Source organism: Acinetobacter sp. AYS6, assembly GCF_025630795.1.
Classification (GTDB): Bacteria; Pseudomonadota; Gammaproteobacteria; order Pseudomonadales; family Moraxellaceae; genus Acinetobacter.
Map to the genome: position 1 here is coordinate 160,891 of NZ_JAOTNV010000006.1, position 24,144 is coordinate 185,034.

The window sequence follows — 24,144 nt, forward strand, 5'->3', positions numbered from 1 at the left end:
TAAAATTGGCGCGTTTTTAAAATCATAAAGAGAGCTTTACATGAATTTTCAGCGCATGACTGACCTTAACTTAACAGGTAAACGTGTCCTTATTCGTGAAGATTTAAACGTTCCTGTCAAAAATGGTGTGATTACTAGCGATGCTCGTTTACGCGCGGCGTTACCAACAATTAAAGCTGCTTTAGAAAAAGGCGCAGCTGTGATGGTATTTTCGCATCTAGGTCGTCCTGTTGAAGGTGAACCAAAGCCAGAACAATCACTTGCGCCAGTCGCTGCTTATTTGACAGAAGTATTAGGTCAAGAAGTTAAGTTATTAACAGATTATCTAGATGGTGTTGAGGTCGAAGCTGGTCAAGTGGTATTGCTTGAAAATGTACGCTTTAACCATGGTGAAAAGAAAAATAATCCAGAGCTTGCACAAAAATATGCTGCATTATGCGATGTATTTGTAATGGATGCATTTGGTACTGCTCATCGCGCAGAAGCATCTACCGAAGGTGTTGCTCGTTTTGCACCTGTTGCGGCAGCTGGTCCTTTATTGGCAGCTGAATTAGATGCATTAGGTCGTGCAATGCAAACTCCTGAAAAGCCTATGGTTGCAATTGTTGCAGGTTCTAAAGTTTCAACTAAACTTGATGTTCTAAACTCTCTTTCTAGTATTTGTGATCAACTTATCGTTGGTGGTGGGATTGCAAATACATTCTTAGCAGCTGCTGGTTTTAATGTTGGTAAATCATTATATGAAGCAGACTTAGTTGAAACTGCAAAACAAATTGCTGCCAAAGTAAGTGTTCCACTTCCTACAGATGTAGTGGTTGCCGATGCATCGCAAATTAATTTTGAAGATTTCTTGGGTTCTTTAGCAGCAGCACAAGCTGTTGTGAAGAAAGTAGAAGACGTTACTGCAAATGATATGATTTTGGATGTTGGTCCAGAAACTGCTAAAGCATTTGCTAATATTTTAACAACATCAAAAACGATTCTGTGGAATGGCCCTGTAGGCGTATTTGAAGTTGATCAATTTGGTGAAGGTACTAAAGCACTTTCTCTTGCAGTTGCCCAATCTGCTGGTTTCTCTATTGCTGGTGGTGGAGATACTTTAGCTGCGATTGATAAGTATAATGTTGCTGATCAAATTGGTTATATTTCTACAGGTGGCGGTGCATTCCTTGAGTTTGTTGAAGGGAAGACTTTGCCAGCTGTTGCTGTACTACTTGAGCGTGCTTAATACTGTTATCTGAAAAGAAGAAGGGATTGGGCCACCAATCTCTTTTTCATTGATAAGTCATTAAACTGTCATATATCTGCAATAAAATAATGAGCATTAAATCACCAACTGTGGACAATAGTGATGAATTTAAAGCTTACATTTGCTGCTCTGTTAATTGTACCGATGATGCTAACTGCTTGTGCTAAGAAAGATGAGGCATCGCAGGCTGGACAAGAATCGGCAGCCTCTACTGCTGTTTCTGACAAAGTAACGCCTGAGCAACAAGCCGCGATTGATGCGATTGATAAGCCAGTTTTAGATGAAAAGAATACCGATGTGGTTGAAGGTAGTGCATCAAGTGAGGCTGCTGCTTCAGAAACACATTAATTTGTTGTTTTTTGTTAAAAAATCCCTGCATATGCGGGGATTTTTTTTGAAATACTGTGATTTGTTGCTGAATTGAAATAAATGAAAGGGTAGAATAACCCGCACTACCTGGGAGGATATTATGGCACTCATTTCAATGCGCCAGCTCTTGGATCACGCTGCTGAACATAACTACGGCGTACCAGCATTTAACGTAAATAACTTAGAACAAATGCGCGCAATCATGCTTGCCGCAGATGCAACCAATTCACCTGTAATTGTTCAAGCATCAGCTGGAGCTCGCAAATATGCAGGCGCTCCATTCTTACGCCATCTTATTTTGGCTGCAATTGAAGAATGGCCACATATTCCAGTGGTAATGCACCAAGACCATGGGACAAGCCCTGATATTTGTCAGCGTTCAATTCAGCTTGGCTTTAGCTCAGTAATGATGGACGGTTCATTAGGTGTAGATGGTAAGACACCTACATCTTACGAATACAACGTTGATGTAACTCGTAATGTTGTTGCTTTAGCACATGCATGTGGTGTTTCTGTCGAAGGTGAAATTGGCTGTTTAGGTAGCCTTGAAACTGGCATGGCTGGTGAAGAGGATGGTGTTGGTGCGGAAGGCGTACTTGACCACTCACAACTTTTGACTTCTGTTGAAGAAGCGACTCAGTTCGTTGCTGATACAAATGTTGATGCACTAGCAATTGCAGTAGGTACTTCACACGGTGCGTATAAATTTACGCGTCCACCTACAGGCGATATCTTGGCAATTGACCGCATCAAAGAAATTCATGCAGCATTACCAAATACTCACCTTGTAATGCATGGTTCAAGTTCTGTACCGCAAGAGTGGTTGAAAGTAATCAACGAGTTTGGTGGAGATATTAAAGAGACTTATGGTGTGCCTGTTGAACAGCTTGTAGAAGCAATTAAACATGGTGTACGTAAGATTAATATCGATACAGACTTACGTTTAGCATCTACTGGTGCAATTCGTCAGTTTATGGCCGAAAACCCAGCTGAGTTCGATCCACGTAAATACTTTGCTAAAACTGTAGATTCAATGAAGCAAATTTGTATTGATCGTTATGAAGCGTTTGGTACAGCTGGAAATGCTGACAAGATTCGCCCAATTTCTTTAGAGAAAATGGTTGATCGTTATAAATAATTCCCGTCAGGGTTTAATTTAAAAAAACCGGTTATGTAAATAACCGGTTTTTTATTAAGTGAATTTTATTTATAAAAAAACCTGTGATAAACACAGGTTTTAATGAAGAGAAAAAGTCTTACTTTTGTAAGTTCTTTTTGTCTAAGCTTGGATCTTTAATTTCTACATAAGCATTTGCACGTACTTCACGTAACCAACTATCAATTTCAGTGTTAAATTGACGTTCACCTAAAATTTGACGTGCCATACGCTCTTGATATTCATGAGTCATATCTTTTTCGCGTTTTTCAGTTACTTGTAAGATATGCCAACCGAATTGAGTTTGAAAAGGTTCGCTGATTTCACCTACAGGAATTTCCTGCATTTTTTTGTCAAATTCAGGCACCATCATACCTGGAGTTACCCAGCCTAAACTGCCGCCATCACGCGCAGAACCTGTATCATTTGAATAGGTAGCTGCAAGAGTTGCAAAATCATCGCCAGCTTTTAAGCGCTTATAGATGTTGTCAATAATTTGCTTGGCATTATCAAGGCTAACCACTTCAGAAGGTTGAATAAGAATATGGCGAGTTTGATATTGAGGCACTAATGCTTTTTGCTCATTTTGTTTACGTTCAAGGAGCTTTAAAACATGTACACCATCACGTACTGAGATTAAGTCAGTTGTTTGACCTTCTTGTAATGGGGTAATACGTGCTGCAAGTTCGGCAGGAATGTCTGAAAGTGGGCGGAATCCCATGTCAGCACCCTCAACTTTTACATTTGCAGTTGAAAGTTTTTTCAATGCGTTTATATCATTACTTTGCGCAAGCTTTGAACGCACTTGTTGAGCTACTGATTGAACTTCCTGCGGATTATCACCAGCAATACGCATGTGAATTACATGTGCTTGGTTGCCTAATGCAGCTTGTCCCTGAGGTGACTTTAAGAAGTTCTCTACATCTTGATCACTAATTTTAATACGAGACATGACTTGTTGTTGGCGCAAACGACTAATCGCTAAATCCTCTGCGATTCGTCCGCGTAAACTTTCATAAGTCCCTGGGGCCATAGCATCTAACTTTTGCTGGAAGGCTTCTAAACTCTTAGTGCCAGATTGACTTGCTACTTTTAAGACGGCTTCATTTAAGCTTTTTTCGTCAGGTTTGATACCATATTTTTTAACTTGTTCAAGTTGTGCCTGACGCAAGATGAGTTGATCTAACACCTGAAATTGCAAATATTGCTGAGGTGGAACCTCTTTTTTTTGTGCCTGAAGTTCGTGAGCGGCTTCAGCCATCCCTTGTTGAAGATCGCTTTTTAAAATTACGCTATTGTCCACAATTGCCACAACTTCATCAGCGGGTTGGGCAAAACTATGCATTGATGAAGAGATTAGGGCAGCAAGGGTAGTTGCTTTAAAAAACTGTTTAAGATGCTTTGTCTTCATTAACGTTGTGTCCAAGATTGATTAATTTTGTTAAAACCTAAAACGCGATTTTCAAGTAAAGACGCGAGTTTATTGTTTAAACCACCTAAACCTTTTAGGGTAATTTCAGCCATGATCGCGCGTTTTTCACTAACATTTGAAGTTTTTGGATCGTCTAGATCGTTATAGTATGAACGGCCATAGACAGAAATACCCCAGCAACATGACTCATAGTTAACACCTAACAAGAGTTCACGGGCAACATCATTGTCCATGTCATATTGTACGTGGCCCATAATACGCCAATTGTCTTTAATTGGTTGTATAAACGATGCAACAACTTGATCGTAAGTATCTTGGCGGCCTGTAATCTTCTTGCGATAGAAATAACCTAAGTTATAAAGATTTCCTTTATCTCCAGTGTAATAAACTTGGAAATCACGCTGAGCGTTATCACCATTTGACATCCATGCTGAGTTAGCAGCAATCGTGAAGTTTTGATTAAGTTGGCTAGATAGACTCACAACAGGGCCAGTTTTACGCTCGGTGTCAATTTCATCTTGTGGTTGCGTCAAAGTAACACGACGATCTTCGAAATAGTAACTTTGACCAACACTTGCCCGTAAACGTTCTAAACCTACAGTATCGAAGAGGCTGTAACTTACACCTAATGATAAAAAGTTATTGTCTTCTAGGCGGTCATGACCATAAAAGCGATATGGGTTAAATAACTGATCATAACTAATTGACGCACTTGTCGAATCAAAGTTAGGGTAGCCATCTTGATTTTTGTATGGAGCATATGCGTAGAAAGCACGTGGCGTAAGTGTTTGTAAGTACTTGCCCTCACGTTCAAAGTTTAGCCCAGTATCTAAAGTAAACTGAGGCACAACGACTGATTTGTTTTCAGAACCGCCAGGGTTATTTAACTGAGTGTCTTTATCATAAAATGTTTGAATAGAACGAACGGAAACTTCAGGGATCGCAAATGCTGCTGGTGTACGGTAGTTATAGCGCGTTGCAAACTGGTTGTAGATACGTGTACCACTACTTTCCTGAGCAGAATCATCATTAATTGATTTCTTGAAGTATGCAGTATCGTTATTGAATTCGTATTGTAAGCCTAATGGATTACCCGTGACGTAATTCAATAAGAATTGCGGCAAACGTGCATAGGGTTTGTCTGCATCCTTAACTTCAGGATCAAGTGTCTGGAAATCTTCAACTTTAAGCTGAGCTTTTAAGCCCGGAATACCGTGTTGGTAGTTAAGTTCCCATGCTCTACGTAAGTTAAGATCTGTTTTAGAGTTAGGATTACTATCTAAATCAGAGAAATAGTCTTTATCTGAAGCATAGTTATATTCTAGATTGGTCGACCATTGATCGTTGATCTCCCAATTATGTAAAAAATGGAAATCTTTACGATCTTTATCATCATATTCTTTGTCAGATGGCAACATGCCACCCCATATTTCACCAGCACCAAAGCCATCAGTTAAATAGCGGAAGTCACCTTTTAACATTGCACCGCGGTCTGCTAAATAACGCGGGGTAAGTGTGAGATCATAGTTTGGTGCAAGGTTTAAATAAACCGGAACAGAAAGCTCGACACCACCATCGTTTGAAAAACCAAACTGAGGGTTGAGAATACCTGTAGTTCTGCGATCATCAATCGGGAAGTTAAAGTAGGGAATAGCTAAAACTGGAACATCTTTAACATACAGTTTTGTACCGTGAGTTACACCACGCCCAGTTTCCTGATTTAGCTCAATTTTATTTGCCTGAATTTTCCAACCCGGCTTTTGCCCCGGTGGACAAGTCGTGTAGGTAGCATCGTTAAGAACCATGACATTTGGTGATGTTCTTTCGATTTTCCCTGCGTGACCATGAGCATGTTGCTGTTCAGAAATATAAAAACTATTTTCTAAATTACCAGTCTGGTTTTTTAGGTTGTAATTAATTTCGTCACTCTGTGAAAGTAACCCGCCTTGAGCCAGTTGTACTCGGCCTTGTGCGTGTGCAAAGGTTTGAGTCTTATCAATCGTAACCTTGTCAGCACGTACCGTGCGTCCTTCCTGATCAATAACGACGTCTCCTTCTAAAACAGAGTCACCCGCCGGATTATAATGTCCATAATTAGCCGTAACGACAGAAGTCGTCTTGTCGGCATCTACAGCTTTGGTCTCTGGGTTAATCGGTGTAACCCACGTACCCTGGCAAAATGCCGAGCTTAAATATTTATTGTCACGAAGCTGTGCCTCAGGTGCAGATTTATCAACATAATACTGTTGAAAGAATTCTTGACCCGGGTAGGCTTCTTTGATGCTCGCTTTAAGTTGATTATTGTCTATATTGGAGACAACATCAGCTGACTCAGCATAACTTGATTGTATGGAGCCACATAAGAGCGTAAAAATAGCTGTCGCTAAAGGATTAAATTTAAACTGATGCTTCATTGTCTCATTAACCAAGTATGCTAATTCACAATTAATTATTGTCGCATCATAGAGAAAAAGTTTATAAGTGGCTACACTTAACCCTTCAAAAATCTCAGCTTGTTTTAGATTTTATTGCAAATGAATACACAACGTGAACAATTGATATATACATGGCTTACATCTGTTCTTGAAAATGATCAATTTAAGATCGCTTTTTTGGCAGGTGATGCAAGCTTCCGCCGTTATGCGCGTATCCAGTTACAAAATAAAACGTATATGCTCATGGATGCCCCTCCAGAAAAAGAAGACTGTGTTCCGTTTGTGACCATTGACGAATTTTTTGCAGGCCATGGTGTACGCGTACCGCAGATCGTCGCCAAAGATTTAGCTCAAGGTTTTCTGTTATTGGAAGATTTTGGTGATGTGCTATTGTCGACATTATTAAATGAAGAAACAGTTGATCAATACTATGAACAAAGTTTTAAACAGCTGATTCATTTGCAGTCTGTGGATGGTCATGAGCAATTTCCTGCATACTCCTATGAAAAACTGTTAACGGAAATGAAGCTATTAACCGACTGGATGCTACCATCTTTGCAGATTGTTCCAGATGCGAAGCAGCAACAGGTGATTGATGATGCTTTCGATCTATTGGCAAAAACTGCATTGGCTCAGCCACAAGTGATTGTACATCGCGATTTTCACAGTCGTAATTTGATGAAAATTGCAGATGAACCAGAACTTGGTGTGATTGACTTTCAGGATGCCGTGGTTGGTGCCGATACTTATGACCTAATCTCGATTACTCGCGATGCATATGTTCAGTGGAATGCAGAGCGTGTATATCAATGGTTTAGAGTCTTTTATGACTTACTACCAGAGTCTGCTAAACAGAACCGCAGTTTTGAACAGTTTAAACGTGATGCAGATTTAATGGCTATTCAGCGCCATATTAAAATTCTGGGCATTTTTGTGCGTCTGTTTGAACGCGATGGTAAATCTGGTTATTTAAAAGATTTACCACGTGTCATGTGGTATTTGATCGAAGAAAGCCGTGGTTATGCTGAACTTGATGAGTTTATGTTATTCATAAATGACATTGTCATGCCTAAATTCATTGAGAAATATGGTAACTACGAGGTAGCAGCATAATGAAAGCAATGATTCTTGCTGCTGGCTTGGGTAATCGTATGCGTCCACTCACGCTATATACCCCAAAGCCTCTGCTTGAGGTAGGCGGTAAGCCGCTTATTGTGTGGCATATTGAAAAACTTAAGAAAATTGGTGTGACCGAAATCGTCATCAATTCTGCATGGTTGGCCGACAAGCTCATCAGTAGCTTAGGCGACGGTTCTCAATTTGGTGTGGATATCCGTTGGACACGAGAGGATGAAGGTCTAGAAACAGCTGGTGGAATTATTAATGCTTTGCCACTGCTTGGAACTGATCCATTTATTCTGGTGAATGGAGATGTATGGACCACGATGGATTTTGAAGCACTACGTCATATTAAGTTAAATGATGATTTAGCACATATTGTATTGGTTGATAACCCTAAACAACATCCTGAAGGCGACTTTACGTTATTGGATGGACGCGCCTTTACATTCGATCAAGATGTGAAGGGTGAAAACCTGACTTTTAGTGGTGTCTCTGTTATCCATCCTAAGCTTTTTGATGGATTGGAACCGGGTAAACGTCCTTTAGCTCCACTGTTGAAGCAAGCAATGCACAATCAAAAAATATCTGGTGAAAAGCTTAAAGGTGCATGGGTAGATGTGGGAACGCCTGAGCGTTTAATGGAGCTAGATTTGCAAATTCGTGAAGGCTTCTACGATTAAGTGTGTAATCCCTAATCGTTAACTAGTGTTCCACGATGCATAAATGGGTATACTTTGTTTTAAATTTTACTTAGATGTTATCTGTTTATGCATCCGTTTTTTCAAGAGTTACAACAGGGTAGTCAAAAATTAGGTTTATCGCTTAGCGATGAAGCTTTGGGATTATTGTTAAAGTATCAAGATGCTTTGGTACTTTGGAATAAAGCATATAATCTGACAGCAATTCGTGATCCGAAAGAAATGTTAGTGAAGCATTTGTTGGATAGTCTAAGTATTTTAAATGACTTACCTGAAGGTAGACTACTTGATGTGGGTACAGGTGGTGGTATGCCTGGCATGATTATTGCTCTTTGTCAGCCTCAACGCCAATGTGTTCTTTTAGATTCTAATGGTAAAAAAATTCGTTTTTTGAAGCAATTTATTGCTGATCTTAAATTGAGTAACGTTGTGGCAGTACAAACACGTGTTGAGAATCAAGATACAATTGATGAGCTTGGCCAGTTTGACGTCATAACAAGTCGAGCTTTTGCTTCTTTAACGGACTTTGTAGATGCAGCTCAGCCATATCTTCATCAGAGCAGTATAATCGCAGCGATGAAAGGTGTAGTGCCAGTTGAGGAAATTGAGCAGCTCAAGCAGGACTTTTCATGTAAAGTGATTGAACTGCGCGTACCAAGACTTGATGAACAACGTCATTTACTTTTACTTCAACGTATCTAAATAAAAAGTATTAAGGTTACCATGGCTCAAATTATTGCGATTGCAAACCAAAAGGGTGGTGTTGGTAAAACAACGACTGCAGTAAATCTTGCAGCGTCTCTAGCTGTATTAAAGAAACGTGTGTTACTTGTAGATATGGACTCACAAGGTAATGCTACGATGGGGTCTGGTATTCAAAAGAACGATCTTTTGTATTCAATTACAGATGTTCTTCTTGGCGAAGTTCCAATTGAAACAGCCATTCAAAAAGCAGAAGTTGGATATAAAGTTCTAGGCTCTAATCGTGAGCTTTCAGGTGTAGAGCTTGCTATTGCAGAGCAGGAAGGTCGTGAATTCATTCTAAAGAATGCTTTGAATGAAATCAGAAACTCATTTGACTATATCATTGTGGATTGTGCTCCAAGCTTGAGTTTGATTACTGTCAATGCTTTGGCGGCTGTAGATAGTGTAATTATTCCAATGCAATGTGAGTATTATGCGTTAGAGGGTTTGGCTGATCTAACTCAGACTATTGATCGTATTCAAAAAGCACTCAATCCTGATTTAGAAATTATTGGTGTATTACGTACAATGTACGATGCGCGAAATGCTTTAACACGTGATGTTTCTGCAGAGCTTGAACAGTATTTCGGCAAAAAACTTTATGATACTGTTGTTCCCCGTAATGTTCGCTTAGCAGAAGCACCAGCACATGGTTTACCTGTTATCTATTTCGAAAAAAGTTCTAAAGGTGCGGTTGCATATTTAAATCTTGCAGCTGAGATGTTAAAGAGAAGTAAAGTGAAGAAAGGAAGTAAAGTATGAGCATCAAAAAACGCGGATTGGCTAAAGGACGTGGTTTAGATGCATTACTTGGTTCAATTCAAAAAGAAAAATTACAACTGGAAGCACAGGCACTAGATCATGGACAGTTAAAGCAAATTGATGTTAATTTACTAAAACGCGGTGAATATCAACCACGTCGTTTTATTCATGAGCACGATTTACAAGAGTTAGCATCTTCTATTGAAAAACATGGGGTGATGCAGCCTATTGTAATTCGTCCAGTTGATGATGAAACGCATCCATATGAAATCATTGCAGGTGAGCGTCGTTGGCGTGCAGCGCAACTTGCGGGCTTAACTGAAATTCCCGCAATTGTTCGTGATTTAAATGATCAGGTTGCAATTGCATTAGCGTTAATTGAAAACATTCAACGTCAAGATTTAAATCCAATTGATCAAGCACTAGCTCTACAGCGTTTTCATGATGAATTTGGTTTAAGTCATCAGGAAATTGCTGACACAGTAGGTAAAGCACGTACTACTGTCAGTAATTTATTGCGTCTATTGAGTTTAGCTGATGATATCAAAGATTTCATGCAGCAAGGCCAGCTTGATATGGGACATGCACGAGCTATCTTGACGTTAAAAGGGAAAGATCAATTAGAAGTTGCTAAAATTGTAATTGATAAAGGATTGTCAGTTCGTCAAACAGAGCAATTGGTGCGTGATAGAAGTGAGCCTAAACAGGAAAAGGAAAAAGCGCCTGTAGCACCAGATATTGAGCAATTGACACAAAAATTATCAGAGCGTTTTGGCGCTAATGTAAAAATTGATCATAACCAAAAAGGTAAGGGTAAACTTGTTATTCATTATCACACCTTAGATGAGTTAGATGGCATTTTAAATATTTGTTTGCCAGAATAATTTGCAGTTGGGTCATGTATTTCTAATTTTATATTCTTGGGGAAGAACATATGTGGGAACTTGTGAGAGCGGGTGGCTGGTTGATGCTGCCTTTAATTCTATGCTCGATTTTAACTGTTGCGATCAGTATTGAACGTTTTGTTCGGTTAAGACGTTCACAAGTTCTACCCGAAGCATTAAATGGTAAGGGCTCTTTGAGAGCTGAAGATATCGTGGAAAGTTTAGAACAAAATGTAGACGCGCAAAGTAGCGCATTGGGACACATTTTAAAAGCAGGTTTTGAGCACCGCGAGCATGGTGAGCAATTTGCTCGTGCGCAAATGGAAGTAGCGGCTTCTCAAGAAATTTCTTATTTAGAAAAAAATATTAATTTTTTGGGCACTCTAAGTGCGGTAGCGCCGTTGCTTGGTTTGCTTGGTACTGTAGTAGGAATTATTGAGTCATTTCTTGTTATTGATTTTGGATCAGCTGGTAGTCCAAGTTTAATGATTCCCGGTATCTCTAAAGCATTAATTACCACAGCTGTAGGGATGTTAATTGCAATTCCTGCTTTAATTGCTTATCGCTATTTTCAAAGAGTGGTGCAAGATTATATTGCCGAATTAGAACAGCAATCGACCTTATTTCATGCCTCATTGTTCTATAAGCGTTCTTCGTCTGTAGCTGAACACCGCCGTGTTGGTTAAAAGGTAGAAGCCAGATGAAATTTAAACGTTCTCAGGTTGAAGACATTCATATCAATTTAACGCCTATGATTGATTGTTTGTTGTTCATTCTAGTTTTTTTATTGCTGTCGACCACTTTTAATCAGCCAAGTCGCATCAATTTAACTTTACCAGATGCACAAGGTGTTCCACCAAAACAGTACGATCATAAAATTGAAGTCGTGGTAGACTCTGCTGGTCATTATGCTGTGAATGGTCAAGCACTTTCTTCTAAAGATGTTGCTGATCTGAGTACTGCAATCAAGCAGGTTGCTCAAGAGCACCGTGATTTTATGTTCATCATTGCTGCGGATGCCAAAGCGTCTCATCAGGATGTAATTCGCGTTATGGATGTAGCAGGACGACTCGGTTTTGTTAACATCAATATTAGTACCAAAGTTCCTTCTAGAGGTTTTTCTGAGTGAATCAAGATTTTAAGGTTTATACGCGTCTCCTTGCCTATTTAAAACCTTATTGGGGCGTGGCCTTATTAGTACTTATCGGGTTCGGTATTAACTCAGCAACAGAAGTTTCCGTTGCTAAATTGATTAAATTTATTATTGATGCAATCCAAAACAGCAGTAGAGCAGATTTGGATTGGTTCCCGTTATTAATTATTTTATTAGTATTCTTCCGTGGCTTGGGCCTATTTATGGGCGGCTACTATACTGCGGTGATTTCACGTAGTTTGGTTTTTAGTATTCGTCAGGAAGTCTATGCGAAACTTTTAAAGCTCCCAGCACAATATTACTTAGATAATTCATCTGGTCATATTACTGCCAAAATTATGTATAACGTTGAACAGCTGACAGCTGCTTCTTCTGAATCATTAAGAACCATTGTTAGAGATGGGATGATTACTCTTGGGCTACTAGGTTATCTGTTTTATACCAATTGGCGTCTTACCTTATGCGTTTTTGTGTTTTTACCCGTGATTGGCGTCTTAGTACGTAAAGCTTCGAAACGTATGCGAAAGCTTTCGTTACAGGTTCAAGACACGATGGGTGATGTGAACCATGTTGTTCAAGAAAGTATTAATGGTAATGCTGTAGTAAAAAGTTTTGCTGGTGAAGAATCTGAGCAAAAACGTTTCTATAAATCATCGGAAGAGAACTTAAAACGCGGTTTAAAAATGGTGATTGTACAAAACCTGAATAGTCCAGTTGTTCAAGTGGTAATGGCTTGTGCTATGGCTCTTATTGTATGGTTGGCTTTACGCCCTCAGATTTTAGGCACTACAAGTGCTGGTGAATTTGTGGCTTACCTTACAGCAGCTGGTCTGTTGGCAAAACCAGTTAAAAGCTTAACTGATGTTAATGAAAAGTTACAACGCGGTTTAGCAGCAGCTCATTCTGTTTTTGAACTACTAGATTTACCTGAAGAGCAAAACGATGGCCAATTGAAACCTAAATTAAATGGGGCGATCCGTTTTGATCAGGTGACATTAAATTATGCTGATGGCGTAGCAGCTATTAAAGATTTTTCTTTAGATATTCGTCCAGGTCAAACTGTGGCTTTGGTTGGTCGTTCAGGGGCGGGTAAAAGTTCATTAGTCAACATGTTGGTACGTTTCCAAGAAGTATCGAGTGGACAAATTTATTTAGATAATTTGCCAATTAATGATATTGAACTTTCTTGTTTGCGCACACAAATTGCAATGGTAAATCAGCAAGTTATATTGTTTAACCGTACTGTTCGCGAAAATATCGCATATGGTCAGTTGGAAGGTGCATCAGATGAAAAAATCTATGCAGCGGCAAAAGCAGCATATGCGCATGACTTCATTATGAATTTACCAAATGGTTATGACACTATTTTAGGTGCACAAGGTCTAAACCTTTCAGGTGGTCAGCGTCAGCGAATTGCAATTGCTCGAGCAATTTTAAAGGATGCTCCAATTCTAATTTTAGATGAAGCTACAAGTGCTCTCGATAATGAATCTGAACATTTTATTCAGCAAGCATTTGATGAAGCGATGCAAGACCGTACAACGATCGTTATTGCACACCGTTTATCAACAATTGAAAATGCTGATCGTATTGTAGTGATGGATCAAGGGCAAATCGTTGAGCAAGGTACTCATAAAGAGCTTCTTGAAAAACATGGTGCTTATTATCAATTACATCAGCGTAATTTTGAGGATAACTAAGCATGTCATTGGCCCAGCTGATCCAAAATGCATGGAATAAGCAATCGCGTTGGTTGATTGCTTTGCGTCCATTATCTTGTTTGTATCGTGCTGGGTTTCTATTAAATCGTAATTTTTATACGGCGGGTTTAAAGAAAGTCTATAAAGCGCCTGTGCCTGTCATGGTAATTGGAAATATTACTGTGGGTGGAAGTGGAAAAACTCCATTATTAATACAACTGGTGAATTATCTACAACAGCATAATGTCAAAGTTGGGGTAATTAGTCGTGGATATGGTGGAGCTGGTCCTTTTCCTATGTTGGTTACTTCGGGCGCTCAAGCGGCTCAGGTTGGAGATGAGCCTGCATTAATTGTTCAATCGACAAGTGTACCTATGGCAGTAGGTCCTAATAGACAGACAGCAATAGAGCTACTAATTGCCTCAACACAAGTGGATTTAATTATTAGTGATGATGGCTTACAGCATTGGGCTTTGGGACGACAAATCGAGTGGATTGTACTCGACCAAAATCGTGGTTTAGGAAACCAAAAACTATTACCTGAAGGATATTTGAGAGAGCCAGTTGAGCGTTTAGAAACTGGAACAGTAATTGAACATGCATATAAACCAACTACAGAATTAAATATGCATCTTGAGACTGGACAGCCATATTTACTCAATCCTTCGTCAAAGGTCGAACATGGTTTTAATCCTCAAAGTAATTATCATGCTGTAGTAGGTATTGGCTTTCCACAGCGTTTTTATCAGACACTTAAAGATTTAGGTTTGAAACAATTTCAAGAACATGCGTTTCGTGATCATCATGATTACTCAATCAATGATTTAATTTTTGATGATGAACTGCCACTTATTACAACTGAAAAAGATGCAGTTAAATTATTGCCACTGCTTAAAAAATATCCTGAATTTAAACGGCCTATTTGGGTTGTTCCTGTTAAAGCTATCTTGTCTGTAGAGTGTTATCAGGTTTTAAAACAGCAATTGCAGAAACTTGATATCCAATTATCCTAGGAATAAAAAATGAAACACATCGTCATTCCAGCACGCTTCTCAAGTTCGCGTTTGCCAGGTAAACCATTGTTGCTTATTCATGACCGTCCTATGATTTTACGTGTGGTGGATCAAGCAAAAAAAGTCGAAGGCTTTGATGATCTATGTGTGGCTACAGATGATGAACGTATTGCTGAGATTTGCCGTGCAGATGGTGTAGATGTTGTTCTCACAAGTCCTGATCATCCATCAGGAACAGATCGATTAAGCGAAGTTGCTCGTATTAAAGGCTGGGATGCAAATGATATTATTGTAAATGTTCAAGGGGATGAACCTTTATTGCCAGCTCAGCTTGTTCAACAAGTTGCAAAACTTTTGGTTGATAAACCAAATTGTTCAATGTCGACATTGTGCGAGTCTATTCATACCTTAGATGAATTTCAGCGCGATAGCATTGTAAAAGTAGTTATGTCTAAACAAAATGAAGCTTTATATTTTAGCCGGGCAACTATTCCTTATGATCGGGATGGGGCTAAGCATGATGAACCGACTTTACATACACAAGCATTTCGTCATTTAGGTTTATATGCGTATCGAGTGAGCTTATTGCAAGAATATGTGACCTGGGATATGGGTAAGCTTGAAAAATTAGAAAGTCTTGAACAATTACGTGTTTTAGAAAATGGACATCGTATTGCGATTGCTGTTGCTCAAGCAAATTTACCTCCTGGTGTGGACACTCAAGCTGATCTTGATCGCTTAAATAATATGCCTGTCGAATCTTTTGAATAAGCGTTAATTTTTAATGAATCCGAATGTAACTTCAAAGGTTTATCCTTGGCAGAAAACAACGTGGGATACCTTAACAACAAGGTTTCCCAATATTGGACATGGCCTATTATTCTATGGCAAGGAAGGCTGTGGGAAACATGCTTTTGCTAAGCATTTTTTGGCGTGGGTGCTTTGTCTCAATAAGCAGCCTCATGGTGCTTGTGGTGAGTGTAGCAGTTGCCAATGGTTAAAATCGGATACTCATCCAAATTATGTTCATATCACAACAGATGAAGAAAATAAAAAGCAAAATGCAAAAATAAAAATCGAAAAGATTCGAGATCTACTGCCTTTTGTGCAACAAACAGGAGAGGGCTGGCGCGTTATTCTTATTGAACCTGCTGAAGCTCTTAACTTGGCATCTTCAAATGCGCTATTAAAAACCCTAGAAGAACCAGGTGAGCGTGTTGTTTTAATTTTATTGGCTGATCACTACCTTAAATTACCTGCCACTATTCGTAGCCGATTGCAGCATTTCGCTCTAGATCGCATTTCATATGAACAGGCTACTTCATATTTGAATGAGCATTTATCTGAGATTGCAGAAATACAACCAGATTTATTACTTGGTTTATCCAATGACATGCCTTTACAAGCAATAGAAATTGCAAAAAGTGATTGGTTTACGAAACGACAGACTTTCTTAAATGATTGGCTAAAAGTTGTTGCTCAAAAAAATATGCCTTTATTTTTCTCTGGAAAATGGCAAAAAGAATTAAGTTTTAATGATTTTATCGTACTTTTTGAGTACTTGTTGGGAGATTTGATTTGTGTCAAGCTAAATCAACCACAGAAAAATACAGATTTAAATTTTGATCAATTAAGTTCATATTACGATTTGGAAAACTTATTTAATATTTATAGTGAATTACAACAAGCAAAAAAGCTAGTTGAGCAAAATGTACAGAGTCAACTTATTATAGATCAATTGTTTATAACGTTAATGAATATTTAAGGGGAAAAATATGCAGCCGCAAATGGGGGGGATTATTCAGGTAAATATTCCTGATAGAGCTACTTTGCAAGCAAGCTATATGGGATATGTGCAAGGTGGAGGTCTATTTGTACCATCAAAACAAAAAGTAAAAATGGGACAAGAGATTTTTATTCTAGCAACGCTACCAGAGCAATCTCAAAAAATTCCTCTTACTGGAAAGGTGATTTGGATATCACATAAGCAAAGCGGATTTAAACCTCAGGGTTTTGCTATTCAGTTAAGTGGAGATAAGGGCGTTTACTATAAAGCTGAGGCAGAAAGAGTTTTGGCTGGTAGTATGTCTCTAGACCGTCCAAGTTATACCATGTAATCAAATAGGATGAAAAAGTGTTTGTTGATACGCATTGCCATTTAACGATGTTAGATTTAACGCCTTATAACGGCGATCTAGACCTTGCGCTCGCAGCAGCGCGAGCAGAAGGTGTGTCTAAATTTATGGCAATATCCGTTGATCTTGATGACCACATTGCACTAGCAGAAATTGCAAAGAGACATGAAGACGTTGGTTATACGATAGGTGTCCATCCTTGTGAGGATGTAGATACAATGGCACGTGCCACGACCGAGCATTTGATTGGATTGGCACAGTCGGAAAAAGTATGGGCGCTAGGTGAAACTGGACTGGACTATTATCACAGTACCGATTTTGTTGAAGAGCAAAAAGCATGTTTTGCAAGACATATCCAAGCTTCGAAAGTTGTAAAAAAACCAGTTGTCGTTCATACGCGTTCAGCAAAGCATGATACGGTAGATATTATTCGTGCTGAAAACTCCACGCATGGGATTTTGCATTGTTTTACTGAAGATTGGGAAACGGCCAAGGCTGTGCTTGATTGTGGTTATTACATTTCTTTTTCAGGTATTGTGTCATTTAAAAACGCACAGGACTTGCGTGATGTAGCTAAACAAGTTCCCCTAGATCGTCTTTTAATTGAAACAGATAGTCCTTATTTAGCACCTGTACCATATCGTGGCAAAACAAATGAACCAAAATATGTGCCTTATGTAGCCAAAGCGCTCAGCGATGTATATGATAAATCGGTTGAGGAAATTGCAATGATCACCTCACAAAATTTTGAGAACTTGCTAAAAGCGATTTAAGTTATAGAAACTATATAAGAGAGTAATTGCGTGAAGATGGATCGTCAGGCTCAGTTCCGAGCAAGAGAAGTATTAATATTTCAGGTTGCGGAGCAATTATTGCTAGAAAATGGCGAAGCTGGAATGACACTTGATGTCTTGGCTGCTGAGCTTGATTTAGCAAAAGGAACTTTGTACAAACACTTTCAAAGTAAAGATGAGTTGTACATGCTATTGATTATTCGTAATGAGCGTATGTTACTCGAAATGGTTCAAGATACTGAAAAGGCCTTTCCAGAACATTTGGCTTTTTTTATGTTGCATCATTTGCATCATCCTGAGCGGACAGTTTTATTTCATCAAATTGAAGAAAAACTTTCGATTACAGCTCAAGGTGTACATCATCTTTTTAATGAGCTTTATCAGGTGCGTAAACAGCGATTGCGAATTATCATTCGCATGACGGATCACTATTTAGAATCTATTCAAAGCAATATGCCTACACGAGATTATCTGGCCTCTATTTGGTCATTAACTCATGGTGCGGCAGCTATTCTCAATTCAAGTTTTTATCAACGGTATTTAGGTTCAAGAGACACTTTAAGAGTGGCTTATATTGATCAGGCATTAGCCTTACCTAAACAAGCTGTCGAACAATATGCTTAAATAGGTCAATATGAAATCCCAATCACCGTCTAAATCACAAAAAGGTTTTACCCTCATTGAAGTGATGGTGGTGATTGTTATTATGACGATTATGACTTCTCTCGTTGTACTCAATATAGGTGGGGTTGACCAAAAGAAAGCAATGCAAGCAAGAGAATTATTTCTGCTTGATGCGCATAAAATCGGTAAAGAGTCGCTTGATCAGTCTCGGGTTTTAGCTTTATCTACGCTTAGTGAGACAGACGTTTCTCCATTTTCCTATGAACTCTATGAGTACCACGATCAGAGTAAATTACAGGTCCAAGATTTAAAAAACCGTTGGCAGAAATACTCAGAATTTACTACGCGCCAATTGCCTAAACATGTCTATTTTACAATACAGCCTCTAGATGGTCAGAACTATTCAAAAGCTACTAATACAGATTTAATAGGAGGACAGGCGCCTCAGTTAATCTGGTTTGGAAATGGTGAAGCTAAAACAGTTAAAATACAGTTTTACTTTGAACAAAAACCAATTGGCTCAGAAATACAAATTGATCATTTGGGTAAAATAAATGAAATCTAAAGGCTTTACTCTATTAGAAGTAATGGTAGCTTTAGCAATTTTTGCAGTAGCTGCTGTCGCGTTAACTAAAGTGGCCATGCAATATACCCAATCTACCTCAAATGCAATTCTTAGAACAAAAGCTCAGTTCGTGGCAATGAATGAAGTCGCCTTAATGGAGATAAATCAAGAATGGCTTCAAGGTACTCAAAGTAAGCAGGTTACTTCTCAAGGTGAAACTTGGCAGATTGATAAATCTGCGCAATCCACAGTTAGCCCGAATGTTCAGAAAGTAGATTTGCAAATTAGCTTATATGATTCTGACAAGGGGAAAGTACAAAATGGAATTACCCACTTGGTATTTTTTAACTATCCAATGAAAGCAAAATAATGATAAAAAATAAATATACCTGCCCTCGAAATACTGTTTCTCATCTTGCGGCACGATCAGAGCAGATGATGAGGGGTTACTCCGAGCAAAGCTCTTCGTCTTGCGCTCAGACAAAGCTTCGCTTTGTTAATCCTCGCTCAGGATTTACTTTAGTTGAGCTTTTAGTCGCAATTGCAATTTTTGCTGTTCTATCTTTGTTGGGTTGGAAGATTTTTGATTATTTATTAAAAGTCCGTGATCGTAATGCGCAGCATGAAATGCAACTATTTGAATTACAAGATGCTTATCAACAAATTTTACGTGATACGTTGCAAATTATACCTTTATCGGCTAATCAAGGCGGGCAATTACGTCCAGCCTTAGAGCTCGATAACCAAGTTCTTGACTTTAGCAAGGCTGGTGTTACTGATCCCTTAAAACAAGGGTTATCACCTTTTGAGCGTATCGAATATCGATATGATCCTGATCAAAAAAAGCTTTATCGTCTTAAATATAGCAATTTAAATACTTCAAACAGAGAGCAGCCATTATCAAGTACGCTGTTAAGCCAAGTTGATCAATTTCAAATTATGGTGCTCACGCCACAAGAAGTGACAAAGTGGCCAGAAATTAATATTGATCCTACAAAGCCTGAAGAGTTTAGAAAGTTACCGAAAGGAATAAAAATACAACTCACGGTTGCGGGCGTAAGTTATGAGTGGATTTATAGCTTAAATCAAGGAGACTTATCGCTCTTAAAGCAAGGAGGGCAATAATGTTACATTATAAAAAAAGCCAGCAAGGCGTCGCTTTGCTCACCATTCTAATTATGGTTGCTCTAGCTACAATTTTAGCTGCCTCTATAGCAAAGCATCAAACCAATACAATGGAAAATACTGGTTATTTGATGCGTCAAAATCAGTCATTACTCTATGCCAAAAGTGCAGAGGCTTTTTTTTCTGAATTATTAATTCAAGATGCAAACAACGCCGGTGGCGTTGATCATTTAAAAGAAACATGGGCACAGCCAATGCCTCCCTTTCCAATAGAAGATGGAACAGTATCAGGGCGTTTAATAGATGAGTCAGGGAAATTTAATCTAAACAATTTAACGACCAATGAAGGCAAGGTAAATGAAGCTGCTAAAAGCTGGTTTGAGCGGTTACTTGTACGCGTAGGCTTGCCAGCAGAGCTAAGTCAAGCTGTTATCGATTGGCAAGATCCAGATGAAGAACCATCTGGGCCTATGGGAGCAGAAAGCAGTTATTATGAAGGCCTTGATCCTGGTTACTTAGTTTCAAATGCTAAATTTCATCGTATTGAAGAGTTAAAATTAGTAAGAGGTTTTGAAGGCAAAAAATATGATTTAATCGCTCCTTATATTTCTGCCTTACCTGAAAATACAAAAGTGAATATTAATACGGCTTCGCCATTAGTCTTAGCGAGTATTGATCAAAAATTAGATTTAGGTGCGATAGAAAAAGAAATTCAATTGCGCCAACAAAATTTAAAATTCTTTCAAAATGTTGATGAATTGTGGCAATTGAATGCTTTTTCAACAGTCGATACTCAAAAGAGAACTGATGTGAATAGCTTGTTGGATGTAAAGTCGAGTTTTTTTCAAGCACAAATTGAGGTCATGCTAAATAATAGAAAAAGACAATTTACAAGCGCGTTAATGCGTAATGATAAGCAAGTTTATGTCTATTCTAGAAATATGTCGCCATTTAACTAGTTGAAAAATTAAAATTTATTTGTTTTTGTTGTGATGTTGGAAAGTTGTTGTTATGAGTTTTTCTAATGGGCATAATAGAACAAATATAAATTTTCCATATGTTTATCTTCAATATTTCTTCACAAGTCTTATCATACTTTTCGCTAATTGTTTCTAATTGAAAAGTGGTGCGAAGTTTTTGTCTTTTGCTTTATAATAATGTTCCTAGAAGGAATGATCGATTTGGCACATGTTAATTCGTAAGTTATTTAAGTTTGAAAATGCACATGTTGTACGTAACTGTACATCGGATCGTTGTAAGCGATCAATTCATGGACATAGCTATAAAGTCGAATTATTGCTTAAAGCTTCGAAATTAGATCATGGGCAAATGGTTTATGATTTTGGGCTTTTAAAAGGAGTAATAAAAGAACTTTTTGATAGCTTTGATCATGCAATCTGTTTTTGGGAAAAAGATGATTCTCAATATATTGATGCTTGTCAGACTTTCAGTGCTCGCTGGATTTCTTTACCTGTTTCACCATCGGCTGAACAGTTCTCTCGTATTTTCTTTTATCTAGCACAGCAAGTTTTGCAATCAACCATCACTCAAAATGGGGAAGGTGATGTTGAGGTTTATTCAGTTATTGTTCATGAGACCGATACTGGATATGCTCAAAGCTTTATTGAAGATATTCAAAACGAACAAATGGGTATTTTAAGCCTTGATGGAATTGTTTTTTCAGAACAAATTCAGATAGAGTGGTCAAATCCGCAAATGTATGAAGACTTGAAAAAAGGGATGAAATTTAATAACCCTCAAGTTGATTTGCAAGTCGAAGTGTAAATCGAATTACTCTATTTGTAGAATTGAAAATTGATCTAGGATGACATTAATGCAATTAACTGAGCAACAGCAAGATAAACTCAGTAAAGTTCAATTAGAAGAAAGCTGGAAAATATCTTTAGCGCCGTTTTTATTAAGTCCTCAAATGGATAATTTGCGCGATTTCTTATTTCAAGAGAAACAAGCACAAAAAATAATTTATCCACCGAGTAAGCAAATCTTTAGTGCTCTAAATATAACGCCATTGGCTAATGTGAAGGTCGTTATTCTGGGACAAGATCCATATCATGGGCCGAATCAAGCGAATGGATTAAGTTTCTCTGTTCAAAAAGGTATCCCATTACCTCCATCTTTACGTAATATTTTCCATGAATTACATACAGATTTGGGAATTCCTGCTCCTCGCCATGGCGATTTGACGAAATGGGCTAAACAAGGTGTGCTTTTACTCAACAGTGTACTTACCGTTGAAGCTGGGCAGCCGACTTCACATCAAAAGCAAGGTTGGGAAGCATTTACTGATGAAGTCATTGATGTTCTGAATGAGCAAAGAGAACATATAGTATTTATTTTGTGGGGTGCTTATGCACAGCGCAAAGGACAACGTATAAATAGAGACAAACACTTGGTTTTAACCGCCGCACATCCTTCGCCTCTTGCTGCAAACAGAGGTGGTTTCTTTGGATGCAAAGTGTTTTCAAAAACAAATCAATATTTGAAACAACATGGCATTGAGCCCATAGACTGGCAATTGGACGCATGATGAACTCTCCCAATGTAAATAACTATCACCCGGACTTGGTGGTTGAAGAAGCAAAGAACGGCTGGCGTATAGTACGTCTGAATCGTCCTAAATCATTACATGCTTTAGATGAGTCGATCGTAACGGCATTATTACGTGTATTTGAAGATTTTCGTGATGATGAGAGCGTTAAAGCAATTTGGTTGGATTCAACTACACCAAAAGCTTTTTGTGCAGGCGGTGACGTTAGAAAGTTGCGTCAACTTGTTATAAATCAAGAAGTAGACACTGCGAATAAGTTTTTTCAGCAAGAATACGCTTTAGACTTACTCCTACATAATTATGCTAAACCCGTGGTTGTTTGGGGAGAAGGCTACGTTATGGGTGGTGGTTTGGGCTTGTTTATGGCAGCACCATTTCGTCTAGTAACCCCATATTCTCGTTTGGCAATGCCTGAGATTAATATTGGTTTATATCCAGATGTGGGGGCGAGCCGTTTCTTAGCAGATCGTGGCCCAATAGGGTTGTTTACTGGTTTAACTGGTTCAATCATGACAGCCGCTGGCGCATATAGCATTGGTTGGGCAACACATATTTGTGAAGCACAGCGTGATAATGTTTTGCAAAAAGTTTTAAATATTAATTGGGCTCATTATCCTGCAGGGGATTTCCGTGCCATTGACGATACTTTAAATAGTTTGCATCGTCCTGTTGCGGCCGGCCCATTACAAAATTCACTAGATGTGATTCATAGCGTTTGCCGTGGTTTTAACTTTGAACAAGATTATCAAGCTATTGTGAGCTTGCGTGATGCAAGCAGTGATTGGCTTCGCCAAGCCAGTGAGAACTTGCAAAAGGGATCTCCTAGTACTGCTGCAATCACTTGGTTGCTGTGGCAATGGGGTAAACAAATACATTCTTGGGATGAGGTTTTTGATCTAGAAGCTCAAATTTCTGAATGGAAAATTCGTCACCCTGACTTTGTAGAAGGAGTTCGTGCACGCTTGGTTGATAAAGATTTATCACCAGAATGGAAACCGTGTGAAGACTTAAGTCTAAGAGGTATATTGGCTGATTGTCCGCCAGTTACTTCAATAGATAGCTGGAATGCGTTACTTAGACAACACGGCGTAATCATCTAAAATACATGACTGAATATAGTGATGAATATTGGATGCAGCTTGCTTACGAGCAAGCTGAATTAGCCGCTCAGCAGGGTGAGATCCCTGTTGGAGCAGTTGTGGTAAGCCAAAATCAAGTGATTGGATCAGGCTATAATGCTCCAATTAGTTTGTTAGATCCAACTGCACATGCAGAAATTCAAGCTATTCGCGCAGCATGCTTATCATTAGAAAATTATCGATTACCCGAAGATGCGACTTTATATGTCACTCTTGAGCCATGCACTATGTGTGTAGGCGCATTAGTCCATGCGAGAATCAAACATGTGGTTTTTGGTACTACAGAGCCTAAAGCAGGTTCATTGGTAAGTGCTCGTCAGTTACTACAACATGGTTATTACAATCACAGATTTACCTTTCAACAAGGTTGTTTGCAAGAAAAATGTGCTCAACAACTCAGTCATTTTTTTAAACAAAGACGCGAGCAAAAGAAACAAGAAAAACAACAAAAAACGTCCTTAAATGATTAAAAAATA

Annotated in this window: 27 protein-coding genes; 25 read left to right on the top strand and 2 right to left on the bottom strand. The window is 38.6% G+C overall.

What is annotated here, in order from left to right; all coding sequences use genetic code 11:
• Nucleotides 1-40 precede the first annotated feature (40 nt).
• The 3 genes from OD757_RS09065 (at nt 41) to fba (ending at nt 2,756) form a co-directional block, all read left to right on the top strand.
• Entirely contained in the window at nt 41-1,228 is a 1,188-nt protein-coding gene (locus OD757_RS09065; protein ID WP_009387092.1) for a phosphoglycerate kinase, read from the top strand.
• 123 nt (nt 1,229-1,351) lie between these two features.
• Complete coding sequence (locus tag OD757_RS09070; protein ID WP_263031642.1) at nt 1,352-1,597, top strand: hypothetical protein; 246 nt, start codon at nt 1,352-1,354, stop codon at nt 1,595-1,597.
• 121 nt (nt 1,598-1,718) lie between these two features.
• Nucleotides 1,719-2,756 carry a class II fructose-bisphosphate aldolase gene (fba, locus tag OD757_RS09075; protein ID WP_263031643.1) on the top strand — a complete coding sequence of 346 codons (1,038 nt, stop codon included), beginning with the start codon at nt 1,719-1,721 and terminating at the stop codon, nt 2,754-2,756.
• Nucleotides 2,757-2,874: 118 nt separating this feature from the next.
• Here fba and OD757_RS09080 read toward each other — a convergent pair whose 3' ends face one another.
• A complete protein-coding gene (locus tag OD757_RS09080; protein ID WP_263031644.1) occupies nt 2,875-4,185 on the bottom strand; it encodes a peptidylprolyl isomerase in 1,311 nt (436 codons plus the stop codon).
• Complete coding sequence (locus tag OD757_RS09085) at nt 4,185-6,620, bottom strand: LPS-assembly protein LptD (RefSeq protein WP_263031645.1); 2,436 nt, start codon at nt 6,618-6,620, stop codon at nt 4,185-4,187. The genes OD757_RS09080 and OD757_RS09085 overlap by 1 nt, the downstream gene beginning before the upstream one ends.
• Nucleotides 6,621-6,740: 120 nt before the next feature.
• Between OD757_RS09085 and OD757_RS09090 the strand changes: the two genes are divergently transcribed.
• From OD757_RS09090 to tadA, 22 genes are all read left to right on the top strand, one after another.
• Complete coding sequence (locus tag OD757_RS09090) at nt 6,741-7,754, top strand: aminoglycoside phosphotransferase family protein (protein WP_263031646.1); 1,014 nt, start codon at nt 6,741-6,743, stop codon at nt 7,752-7,754.
• Complete coding sequence (gene murU / locus OD757_RS09095; RefSeq protein WP_263031647.1) at nt 7,754-8,443, top strand: N-acetylmuramate alpha-1-phosphate uridylyltransferase MurU; 690 nt, start codon at nt 7,754-7,756, stop codon at nt 8,441-8,443. Before OD757_RS09090 ends, murU begins: the two co-directional genes overlap by 1 nt.
• A gap of 87 nt (nt 8,444-8,530) precedes the next feature.
• On the top strand, nt 8,531-9,163 hold the full coding sequence (rsmG, locus tag OD757_RS09100; protein ID WP_009387190.1) for a 16S rRNA (guanine(527)-N(7))-methyltransferase RsmG: 633 nt from the start codon (nt 8,531-8,533) through the stop codon (nt 9,161-9,163).
• A gap of 21 nt (nt 9,164-9,184) precedes the next feature.
• A complete protein-coding gene (locus tag OD757_RS09105; protein WP_003651453.1) occupies nt 9,185-9,967 on the top strand; it encodes a ParA family protein in 783 nt (260 codons plus the stop codon).
• Nucleotides 9,964-10,851: a ParB/RepB/Spo0J family partition protein gene (locus OD757_RS09110; protein ID WP_009387096.1), complete on the top strand. Its 888-nt coding sequence runs from the start codon at nt 9,964-9,966 to the stop codon at nt 10,849-10,851. The genes OD757_RS09105 and OD757_RS09110 overlap by 4 nt, the downstream gene beginning before the upstream one ends.
• Before the next feature lie 50 nt (nt 10,852-10,901).
• Nucleotides 10,902-11,537: a MotA/TolQ/ExbB proton channel family protein gene (locus tag OD757_RS09115; protein WP_263031648.1), complete on the top strand. Its 636-nt coding sequence runs from the start codon at nt 10,902-10,904 to the stop codon at nt 11,535-11,537.
• 14 nt (nt 11,538-11,551) lie between these two features.
• Nucleotides 11,552-11,980, top strand: coding sequence for an ExbD/TolR family protein (locus OD757_RS09120; protein WP_204388699.1), 429 nt, complete (start codon nt 11,552-11,554; stop codon nt 11,978-11,980).
• The gene (gene msbA, locus OD757_RS09125; protein ID WP_263031649.1) at nt 11,977-13,704 is read left to right on the top strand and encodes a lipid A export permease/ATP-binding protein MsbA; all 1,728 of its coding nucleotides are present in this window, start codon (nt 11,977-11,979) and stop codon (nt 13,702-13,704) included. The genes OD757_RS09120 and msbA overlap by 4 nt, the downstream gene beginning before the upstream one ends.
• Before the next feature lie 2 nt (nt 13,705-13,706).
• A complete protein-coding gene (lpxK, locus tag OD757_RS09130) occupies nt 13,707-14,717 on the top strand; it encodes a tetraacyldisaccharide 4'-kinase (protein WP_263031650.1) in 1,011 nt (336 codons plus the stop codon).
• Between the two features lie 9 nt (nt 14,718-14,726).
• Nucleotides 14,727-15,488 carry a 3-deoxy-manno-octulosonate cytidylyltransferase gene (gene kdsB, locus OD757_RS09135; RefSeq protein WP_009387109.1) on the top strand — a complete coding sequence of 254 codons (762 nt, stop codon included), beginning with the start codon at nt 14,727-14,729 and terminating at the stop codon, nt 15,486-15,488.
• A 13-nt stretch (nt 15,489-15,501) separates the two neighbouring features.
• Nucleotides 15,502-16,482 (top strand): DNA polymerase III subunit delta', encoded by a 981-nt coding sequence (locus tag OD757_RS09140; protein ID WP_263031651.1) that lies wholly within the window; start codon nt 15,502-15,504, stop codon nt 16,480-16,482.
• A gap of 10 nt (nt 16,483-16,492) precedes the next feature.
• Nucleotides 16,493-16,834 carry a PilZ domain-containing protein gene (locus OD757_RS09145; RefSeq protein WP_009387057.1) on the top strand — a complete coding sequence of 114 codons (342 nt, stop codon included), beginning with the start codon at nt 16,493-16,495 and terminating at the stop codon, nt 16,832-16,834.
• Nucleotides 16,835-16,851: 17 nt separating this feature from the next.
• Nucleotides 16,852-17,625: a TatD family hydrolase gene (locus OD757_RS09150; protein ID WP_009387117.1), complete on the top strand. Its 774-nt coding sequence runs from the start codon at nt 16,852-16,854 to the stop codon at nt 17,623-17,625.
• Nucleotides 17,626-17,661: 36 nt separating this feature from the next.
• Nucleotides 17,662-18,270 (top strand): TetR/AcrR family transcriptional regulator, encoded by a 609-nt coding sequence (locus tag OD757_RS09155; RefSeq protein ID WP_004642629.1) that lies wholly within the window; start codon nt 17,662-17,664, stop codon nt 18,268-18,270.
• Nucleotides 18,271-18,280: 10 nt separating this feature from the next.
• Complete coding sequence (locus tag OD757_RS09160; RefSeq protein ID WP_263031652.1) at nt 18,281-18,835, top strand: type II secretion system protein; 555 nt, start codon at nt 18,281-18,283, stop codon at nt 18,833-18,835.
• Complete coding sequence (gene gspI / locus OD757_RS09165) at nt 18,825-19,205, top strand: type II secretion system minor pseudopilin GspI (RefSeq protein ID WP_009387073.1); 381 nt, start codon at nt 18,825-18,827, stop codon at nt 19,203-19,205. Before OD757_RS09160 ends, gspI begins: the two co-directional genes overlap by 11 nt.
• Nucleotides 19,205-19,960 (top strand): type II secretion system minor pseudopilin GspJ, encoded by a 756-nt coding sequence (gene gspJ / locus OD757_RS09170; protein ID WP_263031653.1) that lies wholly within the window; start codon nt 19,205-19,207, stop codon nt 19,958-19,960. The genes gspI and gspJ overlap by 1 nt, the downstream gene beginning before the upstream one ends.
• The gene (gene gspK, locus OD757_RS09175) at nt 19,960-20,919 is read left to right on the top strand and encodes a type II secretion system minor pseudopilin GspK (RefSeq protein WP_263031654.1); all 960 of its coding nucleotides are present in this window, start codon (nt 19,960-19,962) and stop codon (nt 20,917-20,919) included. Before gspJ ends, gspK begins: the two co-directional genes overlap by 1 nt.
• 229 nt (nt 20,920-21,148) lie before the next feature.
• Nucleotides 21,149-21,745, top strand: coding sequence for a 6-pyruvoyl trahydropterin synthase family protein (locus OD757_RS09180; protein WP_009387142.1), 597 nt, complete (start codon nt 21,149-21,151; stop codon nt 21,743-21,745).
• 49 nt (nt 21,746-21,794) lie between these two features.
• A complete protein-coding gene (ung, locus tag OD757_RS09185) occupies nt 21,795-22,508 on the top strand; it encodes a uracil-DNA glycosylase (RefSeq protein ID WP_009387114.1) in 714 nt (237 codons plus the stop codon).
• Nucleotides 22,505-23,629, top strand: a complete 1,125-nt coding sequence (locus tag OD757_RS09190; RefSeq protein WP_081399972.1) for an enoyl-CoA hydratase/isomerase family protein — start codon at nt 22,505-22,507, stop codon at nt 23,627-23,629. Before ung ends, OD757_RS09190 begins: the two co-directional genes overlap by 4 nt.
• A gap of 5 nt (nt 23,630-23,634) precedes the next feature.
• Nucleotides 23,635-24,138, top strand: coding sequence for a tRNA adenosine(34) deaminase TadA (gene tadA / locus OD757_RS09195; RefSeq protein WP_009387138.1), 504 nt, complete (start codon nt 23,635-23,637; stop codon nt 24,136-24,138).
• Nucleotides 24,139-24,144 lie beyond the last annotated feature (6 nt).